The following is an 18,094-nucleotide window of genomic DNA, read 5'->3' on the forward strand; positions in this document are numbered from 1 at the left end:
TGCACCTTCCCTCCTATGTTTTTTTCTTGAACAGATCGTTGATCTCATCCGTCAGATTCTGGAGTGTCTTCACAACCCTCTTGTAATCCATCCGTTTCGGACCAATGATCCCGATCGTTCCGGTTCCGCCTTCCTCCAGTTCATAAGTGGCTGTCACGATGCTGCAGTCGCTCATGTTCTTGACCGGAGCTTCATCTCCGATATAAACCTGGATTCCGTGGTGGTCATCACTTTCCAATGTGTCGCCCACCAGCTTGTTCAGCGCCTTCTTTTCCACTAAAGCATCCAACAGCTCAGTAGCTGTCTCCGGCGAGCCAAGCTCAGGATACTTCAAGATATTGGAAGCACCTCCCGTATAGATCTCCAGCTGATCCGCGTTGTGGATAACGACTGCGATCTCCTCCAGAATCCTTTCCAGGATCTGGCTGTGGATTCCGGCCTGATCCTTCATCGTCTGGATCAGCTCCAGGTTGATTTCCTTCAGGGTCAGCCCCTGGAGAAAGGAGTTTAATAATACGTTCAGTTTCAGGACTTCGTCATTTGCCAGTGGTTTTTCCACGTCGATGATCTGGTTCTTTACGACATTGCCGTCTGCCACGATGACCGCCAGCAGACTGTACTCATCCACCTGGGAAAGCTGCACAAACTTGAGCTTTGTATTTTTGTACTGAGGGGCAGATACCATCGTCGCATAATTCGTACTGGATGCCAGGACATTGGCAACCTGCTTCAGCATCACTTCCATCTTGTCAACTTTCTTGACAAGCTCCAGCCGTTCTTCTTCGTCCGACTCTCTGTCCTGCATCAGCTGGTCCACATAAAAACGATATCCCAGATCCGAAGGTATCCGCCCGGCCGACGTGTGCGGCTGCAGAATGAAACCCAGATCCTCAAGATCCGCCATTTCATTGCGGATCGTAGCGGAACTCAGGTTTAGTCCCTCCATCTTGGAAATCGTCCTGGAACCAACGGGTTCCCCGGTCTCCAGATAATTTGCTATAATCGCTTTTAGTATTAGTCTTTTACGATCATTTAAATCCATGGTATCTTTCCTTTCATTATTAGCACTCAACTCAAACGAGTGCTAATATCTATAACATAAGTTATCACTTTTAAAAATCATTGTCAACCCCTCCTATTATATTTTTTCGTTAAAAAAATAGTAGGAACCTGTTTTTCTGAACATTGTTCCTACTATATCCAATCTTTATCATATTATTTTAATCTTACGGCAAAACCGAAAAAAGTTCTTCTTTCGCTGCATTCAGTTCACCGGCCTGTTCCCTCGTAATCTTTTCAAGCTTCACATGTTTGAGTGCTTTCTTTAAATTTGCTGCTGCATCTTTGATGGCTTTCTTCTTTTCTTTTTCGATCTCTTTCTTGTGCTCTGCAAGATACTGCTCCGCTCTGACAAGCGTCTCTTCCGCCTCATGGTAGGACTGAACCGCTTCTTTGTGTTCCTTATCAAACGCTGCATTTTCCTTTGCATTACGGATCGCCTGTTTGATTTCTTCCTCGGACATATTGGAACTTGAAGTGATTACAACGCTCTGTTCCTTTCCGGTCCCCAGGTCTTTTGCCGATACCTTTAAGATACCGTTGACATCAATATCGAAGGTCACTTCGATCTGAGGCACCCCTCTCACAGCCCGTTTGATCCCCTTGAGCCGGAAATTGCCGATGACCTTGTTTTCATTGGCCATCATACGTTCTCCCTGGAGAACCTTGATATCCACGGCTGTCTGGAAATTGGCGCCTGTAGTAAAAATCTGGCTGTGACGGGTAGGAATTGTCGAATTGCGCTCTATGATCCTGGTAGCCATACCTCCCATCGTCTCGATGGATAAGGAAAGCGGTGTTACATCCATGAGCAGCACTTCATTGGTTCCGGCCTCTCCTGCAAGTTTCCCTCCCTGGATGGCAGCTCCCAGTGCGACACACTCGTCGGGATTTAAGGACTGGTCCGGACGCTTTCCGGTAATCTCTGCCACCTTCCGCTGTACCGCCGGGATCCTCGTAGACCCTCCGACCATCAGCACCCTGTCGATCTCTCCTGCAGACAGTCCCGCATCCTTCAGCGCGTTTCTCACCGGTTCTTCGGTTTTTGATACAAGGCTGTAAGTCAGCTCATCAAACTTTGTCCTCGTAAGCTGGATATCCATGTGGTGTGTCTCACCCCGTTCCACGACGATGAACGGCAGGTTGATATTTGTCTCAGACATGCTGGAAAGTTCGATCTTGGCTTTCTCTGCCGCTTCCCTGATCCGCTGCATTGCCTGGACATCTTTTTTCAAATCAATTCCATCTGTCTTTTTAAAAGTTTCAACCAGATACGCTGCCACTGCCTCGTCAAAATCATCACCTCCCAGGTGATTGTTTCCTGAAGTTGCCAGCACCTCAATCACACCGTCTTCGATCTGAATGACAGATACATCGAAAGTACCGCCTCCCAGGTCATAGACTATGATTTTTTGCTCCGTTCCGTTGTCCAGCCCGTAGGCCAGTGCTGCTGCAGTAGGTTCGTTTATGATACGCTTTACATCAAGACCTGCGATCCTTCCCGCATCCTTGGTGGCCTGTCTCTGGGCGTCATTAAAATATGCAGGCACGGTGATCACTGCCTCTGTCACTTCCGTTCCCAGATAGCTCTTGGCATCTTCCTTTAATTTCATCAGGATCTGGGCGGAAATCTCCTGTGGGAGATAATTCTTTCCGTCGACTTTTACCCTGTAATCCGTTCCCATATGCCGTTTAATGGATGACACTGTCCGCTCCGGGTTTGCCGCAGACTGCCTTTTGGCCGCATCTCCAATCAGTCTCTCCCCATTTTTGGTCATGGCCATGACCGACGGCGTTGTCCTTGAACCTTCCGCATTATGTATGACAACGGCTTTTCCGCCTTCCATCACGGCAATACAGCTGTTGGTCGTCCCTAAATCAATCCCTATGATCTTACCCATAAGTCCTCCTGTTTATGTTCCATTGTTAATAAGGCCTGCAGCAGCAGTTGATGAGCATATTCAGCATACAAAGCTGCATGCAGCAGCTGCTTCCCATACTGCTTCTTCCGTACCCGGACCCCATATTCTGATACCAGTTTCCGCTCTGCTGCATCTGCTGGAGGAGCATCCGGTATTCCATGTTCGAAGGGTCCATCTGTACGGCCGTCTGCGCATGCTCCAGCGCGGTTACATTGTTGCCGATGCCCATGTTTGCCACAGCACTGAAATAAAACCACTGTGCATTTCTCTCTGAGATACCTCCGAGCACCTGAAGCGCCTCCCGGTAATGTCCTGCCCGCAGGTAATTATAGGCGGCCGTCATTTCTGCCGAACCGGTTCCGGCATTGCCGTATCCCCCATAGGAGGACTGCTCTCCCTGATATGGATTTCCATATGGGTTTCCGCCGGATGCGCCGTACTTTCTAAAGTCCATAACCTTTTTGTAGGCCTCCTGGACTTCTTTAAACTTCTGCTCTGCATATTCCGGCTGGTTTAAGTTAGCATCCGGATGATATTTCTTGCTCAGCCTCCGGTATGCTTTTTTTATTTCCTCATCAGTCGCATCCTGGGATACGCCTAAGATTGTATATGCTTCATCCATCTCACTCTTCCTCACTGCCTTTTCTTTTGTTCTTTGCGATCTCAAATTTCGTCCATGCTCCAGAATAAATGATATTCCTGAGAATTTCAATATCCTTTAAGATCGGCAGGCGTTCAAACACAGCGGCACACTCCGTCATCATCATAGTCAGGACCGTCTCTGCTCTCTGATCAAACTCTTCGCTTTTCGCATAAAAACTCCATGGATTGTACCGTTCGTTCTTCAGATCATCGGATAAATCTTCGTAGGCATCCATCAGATAGATGAACTTTCCAAGAAAGAATCCCATCGTTCTCAGATCATCAGACCACTCATCCTCCCTGAAGACAAAAATCTCTCCGAGCATCTTTCCCGTGAGGCCTGCCACACGATCCAGCTGATCCGTGTTCTCCCCTTCACAGACAGAAAGCTTCTTTATATAATCTCTGACAGCCCGGCTCTGTCTCGGATATCTCCGGGCGATCTCCATACATGGTTTCCTGATGCCATCTGCCAGCAGAAGGCTTTTAAGCTTCTTATCGTCCTGCCAGTCATCCAGCAGATTATAATAAGTAAGAAGCATTCCCATATCCGCCGCATAGTCGCTCAACTGATTGCACATAACCTTCTGCCTTTTCGTTGGGTGGAGTCCGCAGAAGTGCTTACCGGAGTGAAGCTTCGGCTCATAAAGCCCGTTTAATAAAATGGCAAGAAACGTCATGTCAAAGCTCAGCGTCAGCTGACCTTTTTTTCCGTAATGCTTGTAAAGCCGCCGGCACAGCCCGCAGTAATAAGCACGGTACCGCTCATAATCTTTGATCTTCATCTCAGGCTTATTGACAGTCAAATATCCAAACATGCAAGCCTCCTTTTACGATCTCGCCTGGAATTCTTTCCGGCATTTCGGACAGGTGATCACGATATTCCCCTTGCCCTTCGGTACCCTGATATCCTGACCGCAGCCCGGACACCGGAAAAACTTGTGCGTTTTGCGCTGTTCAAAATGAAGTTTCTTCCTCCTGAAAAAACCGGTAATCTTGCTGGTCCTCCTGAGAAATGCCGCATTTTCAGCCGATCTTTTGGCAATGTTCCTGGAAAAAATCCGGAAATAGGAATAAATCAGCAAAACAACCCCTAAATAATATAAAAGAAACGCTTTCTTTATAAATATAGGAAGAAACATCCCCGCCAAAGCCACGATCAGCAAAAATTTCGAAAGAGAATCTGTACCGTAACGCCCTCTTAAAAAACTCTGAATCTTATCTCTCATCATCTCACCTTTCTTTACGTTCAAATGTAATCATGAAACACTGGAAAATGTCATAGGTAACATTATAGCATTTTCATTTGCCGGAAAACATAAAGAAACTATAAAATATCTGAACTTTTTGTGTCATAGAAAAATACATGCCTCATATAATGAAGAAAGGAGATGATGAGATGACAGATTTAACAAGGCTTCGCATGGAGCAGGAAAAACTGAAATTAAATCAAAAATACGCCTCCCATTCCGATCCGTTTCACACAGAACCGGAAGAGAGCGCCAGCTACTGGTCTTTTCTGAAGCTGCGCACGATTTTTTCTATCATTCTGCTGCTGTTTGTCCTCTCCCTTTCTAAAACAGCCGGTTCCAGAGATGCCCAGAAAATCAGGTCCGTCATTCAGCACATCGACCAGAGAGACCCTTATACCCAAAAAGCTCTCAATGAAATCCAAAAAAATTTCCATTAACCCTCAAACAGCCGCTTCCTCTTATTCGTTGGAAGCGGCTGTTTGCAGATTATTTTTTCTTTGGTTTGGGCTCCGGAAGTTCCTCAAATGAAGCCCGAAGAAAACGGTGAAGCAAGTCCCGATCTTCCGGATCTTCGATGAGAAAATAAGGTTTTGCCCCGTCATAGGGCGGTTCTTTCGGACACGCAGGCAGAATCTCTTCCCCGGCTTTCGTGATCTTGACAAAAAATTGATTATCACAGATGACACCTATAAATTTCCCGTCCAGATAAATACCGTATTCTCCGAACATTTTTCTGTAAGAGACATCTCCGGCACCCTCTGCCTGACCGCATACATATTCTACAAATTCAACACTTGAAGCCATATCTTCACCTCCTGTCATCATACTTAGAATAGCAAAAGGAACAGGACAGCTGCATGTCCTGTTCCAAATCTTCCTGTTAATTTCCTTCTTTAACCTGACAGAACTTTTTCTTTCCCTTTTTCAGGAGCAGACGTTCTTTGTCATCAAAATCTGCCGAAGTAAACACCTGTTTAAAGTCCGTCACTTTCTCCCCGTTGACGGATACGCCGCCCTGGATCACGGTCCTTCTGGCATCAGATCTTGTAGAGCAAAGTTTCGTATCTACCAGCAGAGTCAGTATATCGAGTCCTTCTTCAAGCCGTGCCTTGGAATACTCATGCACCGGCGCATCCTCACTGGCCGCACCCTGCACAAACAAGGCTTTTGCTCCGGCCTGTGCCTTCTTCGCCTCTTCCTCGCCGTGGACGATCTTCGTCACTTCATATGCCAGCACTTCTTTTGCTTTATTGATCTCGGCATCCTGAAGCGCTCCCAGCCTTCTCACCTCTTCCATCGGAAGGAAGGTTAAGAGTCCGAGACACTCTTCTACTTTCACATCTTCGATGTTTCTCCAGTACTGATAAAATTCATACGGAGAAGTCTTTTCAGGGTCCAGCCAGACGGCTCCCGCCATCGTTTTGCCCATCTTCACACCGTCGCTTCTGGTAAGCAGGGTAAGCGTCAGCCCAAACGCATTTTTCTGCTCCTTGCGGCGGATCAGATCCGCGCCCGCAAGAATATTGCTCCACTGGTCATTTCCACCCATTTCCAGGGTACATCCATATCTGCGGTTCAGCTCCAGGAAATCATATGCCTGCATGAGCATATAGTTGAATTCAAAAAATGTAAGTCCTTTCTCCATACGCTGTTTATAGCACTCGGCAGTCAGCATTTTGTTGACAGAAAAATGTACTCCGATCTCTCTTAAAAAATCTACATAGTTTAAGTCCAAAAGCCAGTCTGCATTATTTTCAAGGATTGCCTTGTCGTTGTCAAACGAGATAAACCGGGACAGCTGCTCCTTAAATCGCATGGCATTGTGTTCAATGGTTTCTTTTGTCATGATATTTCGCATGTCGGACTTGCCGGAAGGGTCACCGATCATAGTCGTGCCGCCCCCTAAAAGGGCAATCGGTCTGTGCCCTGCTCTCTGCATATGCATCATGGCCATGACCGTAAGGAAATGCCCTGCGGTAAGGCTGTCTGCGGTAGCGTCAAACCCGATATAGAACGTTACCTTTTCCTTTCCAAGCAGATCGCGCAGCTCCTCGTGGGTCGTCTGAGCGATAAAGCCTCTTTCCTGCAAAATATCGTATACATTTTCACTCATTGGTCTACTCCTTTATCTAAATTGTTCATTTTCAATTTCAGCCGTGTAATGAATTCTGACTTTTACGGAAACTCTTCGATGATCTTTAACAGCAGTTCCCATGTCCTCTTGACGGAAGGCACAGAAAGCCTCTCACCAGTCGTATGAATATCAAATATATCCGGCCCGAAAGACACGATGTCCAGCCCCTCGATCTTGGATGCAAAAATGCCGCACTCCAGTCCTGCATGGATCATCTCTACTTTCATTTCCTTTCCGTACATCTGCCGGTAAGCCTTCAAAAATACGTCTCTTAATACCGAGTCCTTCTTATATTCCCATGCCGGATAATCGTTGACCCGCTCATAACTGCCGTTAAGCTTCCGGGCCAGAGACTCAAGGCGGCCTGACAGCTCCTCTTTATAAAGAGGCACCGAACTACGCACGCCGAAAGAAAAAGATATTTCATCTCCGTCCATCTTAAGAATCCCCAGGTTTAAAGAGCTTTCCACCAGACCTTCGATGTCTTGACTCATTGTGTGTATGCCGTTTGGTGTATGGGTAAGAAAATAAAACACTGCGTCCTGAGTATCCCTGGTAAGACAGTCCCTCTTTTGGGGATCAGAGAATTCAAGTCTCACCACCATGCCGTCATCGGTATCACGAAACTGCTCTTTAAAGCTTTTAATCAGTCTTTTTGCCGCCTCTTCCAGTGCCTCTCGGTCTTCACAGATCAATTCCACATAACACTCGTTGGGAATAGCATTATCTTTCTGTTCCGAAGCCCCGTAGATTCGGTTTATATGAATCCCTTTCACGCCGCAGAGCAGCCGTCCCATCAGGATATGGGCATTCCCCCGGTTTTTATCGATCTCGGTTCCCGAGTGTCCTCCCAGGAGGCCGGTTATGGAAACCGTGCACATTCTGCCCGTTATCTGCTCATATTTAAGAGGAAGGGAGACCTTGACTGTCGTTCCCCCTGCACATCCCGCAAGCAGAATTCCTTCTTCCTCCGAATCGATATTCAGAAGATACCTGCCTTCAAGAACCGAGGTGTCAAGGGCCGTGGCTCCCTCCATGCCCACCTCTTCTTCTGTAGTGAACACCACTTCCAGAGGTGGATGTTTCATTGAATCATCGTCCAGGAGCGCCAGGCAGTAAGCCACCGCAATACCGTCATCTCCTCCCAGCGTCGTTCCTTTTGCAGAGACAAAATCTCCGTCGGTCTGAAGTTCAAGCGCGTCTTTTGCAAAATCCACCGGACTGTCAGGGTCCTTCTGGCACACCATATCCAGATGCCCCTGAAGGATCAGGGCCGGCTTATGGGCACAAGAAGGAGAGGCCTCCTTTTTGATAATCACATTATAGTGGTCGTCCTGTATCACAAAAAGGCCTCTCTTTTTCGCAAAGTCCACGCAGAAATCACTCACGGCCTTACAGTTGTAAGAGCCATGAGGAATCGTTGTCAGGATCTCAAAATATTCAAATACTTTTTTTGGTTCTAAATGATCTAATACCCCAAAAGTCTTCACCTCTAATTTTTAAAACTGTGGATTGGCGCAGGAATTCTTCCGCCGCGGTTAATAAAATCATCACATGAAAATTCATTGACTGGCATGACCGGAGCGTATCCCAAAAGACCTCCGAATTCCACCTGGTCTCCCACATCTTTTCCGATGGCCGGGATAATCCGGACTGCGGTAGTCTTCTGGTTGATCATTCCGAGAGCCATCTCATCAGCGATGAGTCCCGCGATCGTCGCCGCCTTTGTCTTTCCTGGGATTGCGATCATGTCAAGACCCACGGAGCAGACACAGGTCATAGCCTCTAATTTTTCCAGAGTCAGGGCGCCTGCGTTGACCGCATCGATCATCCTCTGGTCCTCGCTGACCGGAATAAATGCTCCGCTTAAACCTCCCACGTAAGAAGATGCCATGACGCCGCCCTTCTTTACCTGGTCATTCAGCATGGCAAGAGCCGCCGTGGTTCCCGGTGCACCTGTGTACTCAAGGCCGATCTCCTCTAAGATCTCTCCAACGCTGTCGCCCACTGCCGGGGTCGGCGCGAGGGAAAGGTCGATGATGCCGAACGGGATTCCAAGGCGTTTGGATGCTTCCTTGGCAACCAGCTGTCCCACACGTGTGATCTTAAACGCAGTCTTCTTGATGGTCTCACAGAGAACTTCAAAATTCTCCCCGTGTACCAGTTCGATGGCACGTTTCACAACACCGGGTCCGCTGACTCCCACATTGATGACAGAATCTGTCTCGGTCACGCCGTGGAAGGCGCCTGCCATAAAGGGATTGTCATCCGGAGCGTTGCAGAATACGACAAACTTTCCGCATCCTAAACAGTCATTGTCTTTTGTCAGTTCGGCAGTCTCTTTGATCATCTCCCCGATGAGCTTTACGGCGTCCATGTTGATGCCTGTCTTTGTACTTCCAACATTGACAGAAGAGCAGACAAAATCTGTTTGTGCCATAGCTTTCGGTATAGAACGGATCAGCAGTTCATCCGCTTTCGTCATGCCTTTGCTCACCAGTGCGGAATATCCTCCGAGGAAATTGACTCCCACCTGCTTTGCCGCCTTGTCAAGCACCTTTGCAAGCTCTACGAAATCATCCGAAGTTTTACAGACATTCCCCGCCACCAGTGCGATCGGAGTGATGGAAATCCTTTTGTTTACGATTGGAATTCCAAACTCCTTTTCAATATCCTTCCCGGTTTTCACAAGATCTTTCGCCACCGTGGTAATTTTCGCATAAATATTTTCTTTTACTTCAGAGAGCGTGGAACCGACACAGTCCAGCAGGCTGATCCCGATGGTGATGGTTCTGACGTCCAGATTCATCTCTGAGATCATCTTATTTGTTTCGATTACTTCATTAATATTTATCATTTCAGACCCCCGTTAAATCCTGTGCATTACATTAAAAATCTTTTCGTTCTGTGCCTGAATGACAACGCCTAACTCTTCTCCGATCTGTTTGAGTTCTTCTGAGAATATTGTGATATCTTTTGTCGCCTCGGAAGAATCCACAACCATCATCATGTTGAAAAATCCCCCTGTGATGGTCTGGGAGATATCCAGAATATTCACATGATTGTTGGCCAGATAGGTGCAGACCTTTGCGATAATTCCAACATTGTCTTTCCCTACCACTGTAATTACTGTCTTATCCATTTTAAATCCTCCTAAAAATATGTATCTTAACTGACTTTTGTGATGGATGAAATGCTGTCTCTCTTTGCCACCTCCATCAGGAAATCCGGCTTTGTAAGCGCGACCTTTACGGTCTCATAGGCCAGCTCTGCAAAGTTGTTCTCCTTGCTTAAATGTCCCAGATAAACCTTCTTTGTCTTCTCCGTCACAGTATCTTCTATAAGCTGGGCACACCGCTCATTGGACAGATGTCCGTGATCCCCCAGTATACGCCTTTTCAGATAATACGGATAACTTCCCACCTGGAGCATATTCACATCGTGGTTTGCCTCTACAAACAGGATATGGGAATCTCTGATCTTTTCCACCAGATATTCATCGTAGTCTCCAAGGTCCGTGGCAATGCTTGCCTTGAACCCTTCTGAATAGAAGGAATAGCATACCGGGTCTGCCGCATCATGCCAGACATGTGATGCCTCCACTGTTATATCGTCAAGCTGAAACGGGTGATCCGCCTCGATCGGATGAAACAAGTCCTTGTCTACCTTTCCGATGTATCTGCTGTCCAAAACCGCATCAATGGTCTTTGCCGTGGCGAAGACCGGAAGTCCATATCTTCTCAGCATCACTCCCAGCCCTTTGATGTGGTCGGAGTGCTCGTGGGTGATCAGTATCCCGGAAAGCTCAGACGCCTTGGTATCCAGTTCGTCCAGAGACTTTTCAATCCTCTTGGCACTGATGCCGCAGTCTACCAGAAGCTTGGTTTCCTTTGAACCTACGAATATAGAGTTGCCTTCACTGCTGCTTGCAATACTTGTTAATTCCATTCTTCTACCTCAATTCATCTTCGTCCGCATAAACACATGCGGCGAATCTATCTGCCATTATATCATAAGGTAATAAAAAATGTATAGCATTTTCAAGTCAACATCCTGCAAAAATTTTTTATCACTCTTTGCGTTATAATGGATTTGAAACTATTTTTCTCCCTGCCGCGTCTAACTTTTGTAGCTACAAAACAAGGAGGTTTCATTCATGACAAAGATACAGGAGATGGAAGATCTGACAGCCGGTATCATTCTCGATGAATATGAAAGCCTGTACCGTATGGCTTATACTTATGTCCATAATGAAAGTGATGCCATGGATATCGTTCAGGAAAGCGCATATAAAGCTATCACCAAATGTCATACGGTAAAGCCCCGGTATCTGAAAACCTGGATTTGTCACAACAGATTATGAAGTTCTTCTGAACAATGATTCCTTCCTTTCCATCCGGATCCGAACCGAGACTTCAGAAGCAAGCTCTCATTCCTACAGCCGTATTTATAACATCAATAAAAAGACAGGCAAGATCATGAAACTTGGCAGCCTGTTTCGAAAAAAGCTGATGTCCCGGTGGACGAATTCAAAAAAATTTCTGCCTCACAGAATTTTTACCTGACGTCATCCGGAGATCTGGTGATCGTATTTGACAAATATGAGGTTGCTCCGGGATATATGGGTGCCCCTGAATTTACAATTTCAAAGAAGCTGCTTTCTTCCATCTTACGATAAATAACAAAAAACCTGACACAGTGCTGTCAGGTTTTTTCTATTATAATAGAAATATCCGGAAAGGAGTTTAATTATGGATGAATTAAAAATAATCGCTGTAGACGAAAACAATATCGGCCAGGAACATATCTGCTGTGCTATCACTGACAAGAAAGGTGAAACCTGTGTATCTTCCAAAAAGGCCTGGATGCAGGAACGTTTTCCGGACGGGCTGGTGTTCAGAAAGCTTAATGTGCGCGGAAAAGTATTTATCGAATATATCCCTGCCGAGAACGCATAATTTGAAAAATTCATACAGCAGAACTTTTAAATTTCTGCTCCCAATATCTCTGCGATCTGCCGTTTTGTCTCATTAAGACTTCCGGAATTGTCAATGATATGCGTCGCTGCTTTGCGGAAGCTCTCCTCTCCCGGCTGGCTCTTTATCATGGAGGCCGTTTTCTCATCTGAGTAGCCCCTTCCCTTTTTCAGTCTCTGAAACCTCAGATCTTCTCTGGCAAACACATACCAGAGCTGGTCAAATCTCTGTTCAAATTCTGCCCCTGTGAGCAGGGCTGCCTCGTAGACGATCAGCCGGATATCCGGATCACTCTCCATGCTGTCCATCCGGCGCAGGATCTCTCTCTCCACATTTGGATGGGTAAGGCTGTTCAGAACCCCGAGTTTTTCTTTGTCCTTGAACACGATGGCACCCAAAGCGGCACGGTCGATCGTTCCCTCGTCAGTTAAAATACTATTTCCGAATTCCTTCACAACAGCCTCATAACTTTCCGCCCCCGGCTCCATGAGTTCATGGGCCACCCGGTCCGCCTCGATGAGACCGGCCCCGTATTCTTTCCTTAAAATATTCAATACCTCACTCTTTCCGGACCCTACACCTCCGGTGATTCCAATGACTTTCTTCATTTATTTTGCCTCATACCAGCTGTTTCCAGTGTGAATGTCAATGCTCAGCGGCACAGAAAGCTTTGCAGCGCTCATCATTTCTCTGGTGAGTATTTCTTTGACTTCTTCCACTTCGCTGTCATGGGCTTCGATGAGCAGTTCATCGTGGATCTGCAGGATCAGCCTGGATTTTAATTTTCTTTTCTTCAGTTCCATATTGACCCGGATCATTGCGATCTTTATAATATCAGCCGCAGATCCCTGGATCGGCGAGTTCATGGCAACCCTTTCTCCGAAGTTTCTCTGCATAAAGTTGCTGGACTTTAACTCCGGTATAGGCCGGATTCTCTGAAACATTGTGGTCACAAAACCTTCTTTTTTTCCTTTTTCCACTTCCCTGTTCAGGTATTCTTTAACCTTTGGGTAAGTCTCAAAATATTTGTCGATATATTCCTGCGCCTGCTTCCTCGTGATCTTTAAATCCTGACTCAGGCCAAAAGCGCTGAGTCCATAGACAATCCCGAAGTTTACCGCCTTGGCATCCCGCCTCTGAATGCTGCTCACCTGGCCGATCGGCACGCCGAACACTTCGGAAGCAGTCCTGGCATGGATATCCTGTTCCAGCTCATAGGCGTGGATCAGATTTTTATCTCCGGAAAGATGGGCCAGCACCCTCAATTCGATCTGGGAATAATCTGCGTCCACGAACGTATATCCTTCCTCCGGCAGAAACACCTTCCGGATGGCCCGTCCAAGTTCTACTCTGGCAGGAATATTCTGCAGGTTGGGCTCCGTGCTGCTGATCCTTCCGGTGGCTGTGATCGTCTGGTTGAATTTTCCGTGGATTCTTTCGTCATCGCTGATATAGTTGGCCAGCCCGTCCGCATACGTAGATTTCAGCTTGGTGAGCTGTCTGTACTCAAGAATGTAGGAAATAATCGGATATAAATGCTCGATCTTTTCCAGAACATCCACACTGGTGGAATAGCCTGTCTTGGTCTTCTTCCCGCCCTCCAGCTTCATATGCTCAAACAGGACGACACCCAGCTGTTTCGGAGAATTGATATTGAATTCCTCCCCGGCCTCTTTATAGATCAGTTCCCTAAGCTCCTCAATGCGCCCGATCAGCTGATCCCCATATTCCTTTAATGCTTTCCGGTCCACATGGATGCCCCTGACTTCCATATCGTGGAGGGCCACCATAGTCGGGATCTCTATCTCCTCATACAGAGAAAGCATCCCGGTTTCCATAAGTTTTTTTCTTAAAGGCCCGATGCACGCGCATGCCACATAGGCCTCATAGCCGATGATCTGCTCTCCTTCCGGCAGCAGTTTTCCCTCTTCAAAAATACTTTTCTTCTTGTCCAGCAGTTCTTTTTTGGAAGGCAGCATAATACCCAGATAGTCTCTGGAAATATCATCGTATTCATAGGTGCTCTTTAACGGATTTAAGAGATAAGCCGCCAGAGCCGCGTCAAAGATGCTCTTGTCATCTTCGCTCAAAGACAATTCATCCAGGAATTCCTTTACATTCATCATGCTGACTCTTGGAACAGTGCGGTAAAGCTCTCCGGCCTGTCCTATCAGATAATCTCTGGTCAGAAAGCCCTCTGTCTGAAACAGGAATGTATCCGTCCCTTCTATACACAGCCCAAGGGAAGTGTATTCCTGTTCATGATAGACTGCCAGCCCTGCCGCCTTACATTTTTTCGCTTTAGAAAAAATCTGATCGGCCTCATCCAGCTCAGAAACCTTTTTGAGGTTCACGGAAAATTCTTCCCCGTGTTCTCCGTCAAACCGCTTTAAGACTGACTTAAATTCCAGCTGTTTTAAAAGCTGATAAGCCTCTCCTGTAAAAATATCATTTAACTTGGCATCGTCAAAAGAAAGTTCGATCGGGCAGTCCAGCTTAATGGCAGCCAGTTCTTTGCTGAGCACTCCCTGGTCATAAAATTCCTCCAGCTTATTTTTAGCCCGCTTCGGCATCACTTCCTCAATGTGCTCATAGGCATTTTCTATACTCTTAAACTCCTTGATGATCTTAGCCGCAGTCTTTTCTCCGATTCCGGGAATTCCGGGAATATTGTCGGATGCATCTCCCATCAGGGCCTTCATGTCAATGAATTCTTTCGGCGTCACTCCGTAAGTTTCCATGACGTCCTTGGCAAAGTAGTCTTCTACTACATTTCCCCCGCCCTTAGTCTTTGGAATGCGGATCTGCACATTTTCTGTGGCCAGCTGCAGAAGATCCCTGTCTCCGGAAATGATCCGCACCTGATAGCCCTCTTGTTCCCCGATCACAGACATCGTCCCGAGAAGGTCATCCGCCTCATAGCCTTCTTCCATCATCAGCGGTATATCCATGGCTTTTAAAACTTCTTTAATCACGGGTACCTGTTCTCTTAATTCTTCGGGCATAGGTTTTCTGGTGCCTTTATACTCCTTGAACATTTCATGGCGGAAGGTAGGCGCACTCAGGTCGAAAGCCACCGCAAAATGGGTCGGCTTCTCCTCATCCAAAAATTTAAACATGATATTTAAAAATCCAAGAATCGCATTGGTATGCAGACCCTTACTGTTGGTCATATCCGGAAGCGCATAAAAAGCCCGGTTTAAGATGCTGTGGCCGTCGATCAGCATTAATTTTTTTTCCATAATGGACATTCTCCTTTTTTTAAACAATTGCTATCATTGTAACATAAAGAAAATAGTCTAGTCCACTTCATGTTAGCTTCTTTTACCCTTCTATATTATTTCCCCGCTTCCGCCGCCGCATACTCAAAGAAAAAACCTGATATATACATGTAACCGCACATATCAGGCCAATTCGTAATTTTATTATGAAAACATCGGTGTAGAAAGGTATCTGTCTCCTGTATCCGGAAGCAAGGCAACAATCTTCTTTCCTTTATTCTCCGGACGTTTGGCCAGCTGAATGGCTGCCCAGAGGGCGGCTCCTGAAGAAATCCCTACTAAAATCCCTTCTTTTCTGGCGATAGTTCTTCCAAGCTCAAAAGCATCCGCATCATCAACGGCAATGATCTCGTCATAGATCTTTGTGTTCAGTACATCCGGAACAAAGCCTGCCCCGATTCCCTGAATCTTATGAGGACCGCTTTGTCCTTTTGAAAGTACGGGAGAACTGCTCGGCTCCACTGCCACGATCTTAATATCCGGATTTTTTTCTTTCAGATATTCTCCGGTTCCGGTTATCGTACCTCCGGTTCCAATCCCTGATACAAAAATATCGACTTTTCCTTCCGTATCATTCCAGATCTCAGGTCCGGTGGTCTTCTTATGGCGCTTTGGATTGGATGTATTGACAAACTGTCCGGGAATAAAGCTGTCTTTTAATTCTTTTGCCAGCTCTTCGGCCTTGGCAATGGCGCCGTTCATTCCTTTCGTACCGTCTGTCAGTACGACTTCCGCTCCGTACGCCTTCAGCAGATTCCGGCGTTCTACGCTCATAGTCTCCGGCATCGTAAGAATGATGCGGTACCCTCTGGATGCCGCGATCGCCGCCAGTCCGATTCCTGTATTCCCGGATGTAGGCTCAATGATGACGGACCCTTCTTTCAGCTTCCCTGCTGCCTCCGCGTCTTCGATCATCTGTGCCGCCACACGGTCTTTGACGCTTCCTGCCGGATTAAAATATTCCAGTTTCGCAATGATCTCTGCATCTGCTCCATATTCCTTTTCCAGACGGTTCAAACGGACCAACGGGGTATTTCCAATTAACTCTGTCACATTCTGATAGATTCCTGCCATACTTCTTCTCCTTTTTATATTCCTATATTTCCTACGTGTTTAGTATGTTTTTATTATATGCAATACCTTTTTCTATGTCAATACTTTTTTCAACAAAATAAGATTTCACCTGTCTTGAAAAAGATTCATTTATTTGGTATATTCTATATTGTTACCGGGTGAGCACCTACCGTATGCAAGGCTGATTCTTGCATACGTTTTTTATTTCATAGGAAAGTTCTACGACCTTCCCTATGAAATAAAAACGCTCCGCGGGTTGTGCACAGATGCGTAAGGAAATTATTTGCCTGCGGCAAATTGCATCTGGCACGCAAAGTTGTCAAGCCCCTCAAAGAGTGAGGGGTTGGGGCGTTGAAGTGGGCTTGCCCACTTTGTTCTTCTATGGAGAAATGAACAGAAAAATTATGAAAACAGAAAAAACTGCAATTACATTGATCAAATTCTGCATACCACTTATTTTAAGCGGTATCCTTCAGCAGCTCTACAACTGGGCGGATGCATTTATTGTCGGAAATGTGGCCGGAGAAAATGCTCTGGCCGCCATCGGCTCTACAACTACAATCATTAACCTGTTCCTCACTGCCATAACAGGGTTTACTCTCGGCCTTTCCATTTTATTTGCCCAGAAATTCGGCGGCGGAAAAAAGGATCAAATCTCAAAAACTCTATCCGTATTCACTGTTGTTCTGGGCTGTGCTTTTTTGCTTGTCCCGGCAGCGGGCATTCCGGGCGCCTATCCATTGCTCCGCACGATGAATACGACACCGGAAACCATTCATATGGCAAAAAATTATCTTCAGATTATATTGATCGGCATACCGTTTCTTGCCGTATATAACGTCTACACTTCAGCACTCCGCGGCATTGGAAACAGCCGCGCTTCTTTTGGTTCTGTCCTCTGTTCGTCTGTCGTGAATGTTGTACTGGATCTTATATTTGTAGGAATGATGCGCTGGGGTGCTGCCGGTGCGGCAGCCGCAACGGTAATCTCTCAGGCGGTTATGACGGCGTTCATCATTTTATACAGTGTAAAAAAACATCCCTGCCTCTGTTTCTCCATAAAAAAATGGTCAATGGACGATGCTGTTTTAAAAGAAGGTCTTCATCTGGGCATACCTCCGATGATCCAATCCTGTATCAGCTCCTTCGGCAGTCTTATCCTCCAAAATTTTATGAACGGTTTCGGGACACAGACTGTTGCAGCCATTACCACAGCCTATCGCGTCGATACGATCATACTGCTGCCGGTCATCAATCTTGGCTCCGGCATATCTACAATGGTTGCACAGAATCACGGAGCAGGAAAAAGAAAGCAGATTTCTAAAATCGTCTGCGCCGGGACTGTTATGATGATTGGTGTTTCCTTAATATTGACATACCTTGTACTGGGAACCGGGGGATATTTAATTTCCATGTTTGGAATAAGTCCGGAATCGGCGGAGATCGGAAAAAATTTCTTCCAAAGAATTGCGGCGTTTTATGTGGTTTACGGCATCGCCATGTCCATCCGGGGTTATACAGAAGGAATCGGAGACGTTCTCTTCTCCAGTATATCGGGGATTGCCGCACTGGTCTCCCGTATTATATTTTCATATGCTTTTGCGGGACTTTGTGGAAACATGATCATCGCCTATGCGGAAGCAGGCTCATGGGGAGTCTTATTTTTCCTGTACCTTATACGCATCCTCTGGAGACAGAAAACGGGCATTCCGCCTCAAAAGGCTTTTTCAAAAAGTTAAATTCTGCAATAACG

At 46.4% G+C, this 18,094-nt stretch carries 18 protein-coding genes and 1 pseudogene; 5 read left to right on the top strand and 14 right to left on the bottom strand.

Features of this window, described 5'->3' with window-relative positions:
- Positions 1–13 precede the first annotated feature (13 nt).
- From hrcA to QGT46_RS06145, 5 genes are all read right to left on the bottom strand, one after another.
- Positions 14–1,042 carry a heat-inducible transcriptional repressor HrcA gene (gene hrcA, locus QGT46_RS06125; protein WP_024727852.1) on the bottom strand — a complete coding sequence of 343 codons (1,029 nt, stop codon included), beginning with the start codon at positions 1,040–1,042 and terminating at the stop codon, positions 14–16.
- A gap of 184 nt (positions 1,043–1,226) precedes the next feature.
- On the bottom strand, positions 1,227–2,960 hold the full coding sequence (gene dnaK, locus QGT46_RS06130; RefSeq protein WP_024727853.1) for a molecular chaperone DnaK: 1,734 nt from the start codon (positions 2,958–2,960) through the stop codon (positions 1,227–1,229).
- 25 nt (positions 2,961–2,985) lie between these two features.
- On the bottom strand, positions 2,986–3,603 hold the full coding sequence (locus tag QGT46_RS06135; RefSeq protein ID WP_301589993.1) for a J domain-containing protein: 618 nt from the start codon (positions 3,601–3,603) through the stop codon (positions 2,986–2,988).
- A gap of 1 nt (position 3,604) precedes the next feature.
- Positions 3,605–4,441 (bottom strand): DUF5685 family protein, encoded by an 837-nt coding sequence (locus QGT46_RS06140; RefSeq protein WP_024727854.1) that lies wholly within the window; start codon positions 4,439–4,441, stop codon positions 3,605–3,607.
- Between the two features lie 12 nt (positions 4,442–4,453).
- Complete coding sequence (locus tag QGT46_RS06145; RefSeq protein WP_330655760.1) at positions 4,454–4,876, bottom strand: hypothetical protein; 423 nt, start codon at positions 4,874–4,876, stop codon at positions 4,454–4,456.
- A gap of 146 nt (positions 4,877–5,022) precedes the next feature.
- Between QGT46_RS06145 and QGT46_RS06150 the strand changes: the two genes are divergently transcribed.
- On the top strand, positions 5,023–5,313 hold the full coding sequence (locus QGT46_RS06150; RefSeq protein WP_270431801.1) for a hypothetical protein: 291 nt from the start codon (positions 5,023–5,025) through the stop codon (positions 5,311–5,313).
- 49 nt (positions 5,314–5,362) lie between these two features.
- Here QGT46_RS06150 and QGT46_RS06155 read toward each other — a convergent pair whose 3' ends face one another.
- From QGT46_RS06155 to QGT46_RS06180, 6 genes are all read right to left on the bottom strand, one after another.
- On the bottom strand, positions 5,363–5,680 hold the full coding sequence (locus tag QGT46_RS06155; protein ID WP_301589997.1) for a TfoX/Sxy family protein: 318 nt from the start codon (positions 5,678–5,680) through the stop codon (positions 5,363–5,365).
- 76 nt (positions 5,681–5,756) lie between these two features.
- Positions 5,757–6,989 carry a tyrosine--tRNA ligase gene (gene tyrS / locus QGT46_RS06160; protein ID WP_148459791.1) on the bottom strand — a complete coding sequence of 411 codons (1,233 nt, stop codon included), beginning with the start codon at positions 6,987–6,989 and terminating at the stop codon, positions 5,757–5,759.
- A gap of 62 nt (positions 6,990–7,051) precedes the next feature.
- The gene (locus QGT46_RS06165) at positions 7,052–8,500 is read right to left on the bottom strand and encodes an aminoacyl-histidine dipeptidase (RefSeq protein ID WP_148459792.1); all 1,449 of its coding nucleotides are present in this window, start codon (positions 8,498–8,500) and stop codon (positions 7,052–7,054) included.
- A gap of 2 nt (positions 8,501–8,502) precedes the next feature.
- Positions 8,503–9,867, bottom strand: coding sequence for a PFL family protein (locus QGT46_RS06170; protein ID WP_148459793.1), 1,365 nt, complete (start codon positions 9,865–9,867; stop codon positions 8,503–8,505).
- Between the two features lie 12 nt (positions 9,868–9,879).
- The gene (locus tag QGT46_RS06175) at positions 9,880–10,152 is read right to left on the bottom strand and encodes an ACT domain-containing protein (RefSeq protein ID WP_006567296.1); all 273 of its coding nucleotides are present in this window, start codon (positions 10,150–10,152) and stop codon (positions 9,880–9,882) included.
- 26 nt (positions 10,153–10,178) lie between these two features.
- A complete protein-coding gene (locus QGT46_RS06180; protein WP_024727861.1) occupies positions 10,179–10,958 on the bottom strand; it encodes an MBL fold metallo-hydrolase in 780 nt (259 codons plus the stop codon).
- Positions 10,959–11,166: 208 nt separating this feature from the next.
- Here QGT46_RS06180 and QGT46_RS06185 point away from each other — a divergent pair, with 208 nt between their 5' ends.
- From QGT46_RS06185 to QGT46_RS06195, 3 genes and pseudogenes are all read left to right on the top strand, one after another.
- Positions 11,167–11,373: a sigma factor gene (locus tag QGT46_RS06185; RefSeq protein ID WP_301590003.1), complete on the top strand. Its 207-nt coding sequence runs from the start codon at positions 11,167–11,169 to the stop codon at positions 11,371–11,373.
- Between the two features lie 156 nt (positions 11,374–11,529).
- On the top strand, positions 11,530–11,688 hold the full coding sequence (locus QGT46_RS06190) for an RsiV family protein (RefSeq protein WP_235824554.1): 159 nt from the start codon (positions 11,530–11,532) through the stop codon (positions 11,686–11,688).
- Between the two features lie 73 nt (positions 11,689–11,761).
- Positions 11,762–11,965, top strand: a pseudogene (locus QGT46_RS06195) (GNAT family N-acetyltransferase); the annotation flags it as partial.
- Between the two features lie 29 nt (positions 11,966–11,994).
- On the opposite strand, the gene coaE reads toward QGT46_RS06195, so the two are convergent.
- The 3 genes from coaE to cysK all read right to left on the bottom strand — a co-directional run bounded on the left by coaE (position 11,995) and on the right by cysK (position 16,341).
- Entirely contained in the window at positions 11,995–12,594 is a 600-nt protein-coding gene (gene coaE / locus QGT46_RS06200; RefSeq protein ID WP_148459794.1) for a dephospho-CoA kinase, read from the bottom strand.
- Positions 12,595–15,228: a DNA polymerase I gene (polA, locus tag QGT46_RS06205; RefSeq protein WP_148459795.1), complete on the bottom strand. Its 2,634-nt coding sequence runs from the start codon at positions 15,226–15,228 to the stop codon at positions 12,595–12,597.
- Between the two features lie 183 nt (positions 15,229–15,411).
- Entirely contained in the window at positions 15,412–16,341 is a 930-nt protein-coding gene (gene cysK, locus QGT46_RS06210) for a cysteine synthase A (protein WP_148459796.1), read from the bottom strand.
- A gap of 404 nt (positions 16,342–16,745) precedes the next feature.
- Between cysK and QGT46_RS06215 the strand changes: the two genes are divergently transcribed.
- Positions 16,746–18,080, top strand: coding sequence for an MATE family efflux transporter (locus tag QGT46_RS06215; protein WP_148459797.1), 1,335 nt, complete (start codon positions 16,746–16,748; stop codon positions 18,078–18,080).
- Positions 18,081–18,094: the final 14 nt, after the last annotated feature.

This window comes from Anaerostipes faecis, from assembly GCF_910574135.1.
Taxonomy (GTDB): domain Bacteria; phylum Bacillota; class Clostridia; order Lachnospirales; family Lachnospiraceae; genus Anaerostipes; species Anaerostipes hominis.

Bases quoted from the DNA above. Each gene is read 5' to 3' on its own strand.
- hrcA (WP_024727852.1), bottom strand. From the start codon at position 1,042: ATGGATTTAAATGATCGTAAAAGACTAATACTAAAAGCGATTATAGCA.
- dnaK (WP_024727853.1), bottom strand. From the start codon at position 2,960: ATGGGTAAGATCATAGGGATTGATTTAGGGACGACCAACAGCTGTATT.
- QGT46_RS06135 (WP_301589993.1), bottom strand. From the start codon at position 3,603: ATGGATGAAGCATATACAATCTTAGGCGTATCCCAGGATGCGACTGAT.
- QGT46_RS06140 (WP_024727854.1), bottom strand. From the start codon at position 4,441: ATGTTTGGATATTTGACTGTCAATAAGCCTGAGATGAAGATCAAAGAT.
- QGT46_RS06150 (WP_270431801.1), top strand. From the start codon at position 5,023: ATGACAGATTTAACAAGGCTTCGCATGGAGCAGGAAAAACTGAAATTA.
- QGT46_RS06155 (WP_301589997.1), bottom strand. From the start codon at position 5,680: ATGGCTTCAAGTGTTGAATTTGTAGAATATGTATGCGGTCAGGCAGAG.
- tyrS (WP_148459791.1), bottom strand. From the start codon at position 6,989: ATGAGTGAAAATGTATACGATATTTTGCAGGAAAGAGGCTTTATCGCT.
- QGT46_RS06170 (WP_148459793.1), bottom strand. From the start codon at position 9,867: ATGATAAATATTAATGAAGTAATCGAAACAAATAAGATGATCTCAGAG.
- QGT46_RS06175 (WP_006567296.1), bottom strand. From the start codon at position 10,152: ATGGATAAGACAGTAATTACAGTGGTAGGGAAAGACAATGTTGGAATT.
- QGT46_RS06180 (WP_024727861.1), bottom strand. From the start codon at position 10,958: ATGGAATTAACAAGTATTGCAAGCAGCAGTGAAGGCAACTCTATATTC.
- QGT46_RS06185 (WP_301590003.1), top strand. From the start codon at position 11,167: ATGACAAAGATACAGGAGATGGAAGATCTGACAGCCGGTATCATTCTC.
- coaE (WP_148459794.1), bottom strand. From the start codon at position 12,594: ATGAAGAAAGTCATTGGAATCACCGGAGGTGTAGGGTCCGGAAAGAGT.
- polA (WP_148459795.1), bottom strand. From the start codon at position 15,228: ATGGAAAAAAAATTAATGCTGATCGACGGCCACAGCATCTTAAACCGG.
- cysK (WP_148459796.1), bottom strand. From the start codon at position 16,341: ATGGCAGGAATCTATCAGAATGTGACAGAGTTAATTGGAAATACCCCG.
- QGT46_RS06215 (WP_148459797.1), top strand. From the start codon at position 16,746: ATGAAAACAGAAAAAACTGCAATTACATTGATCAAATTCTGCATACCA.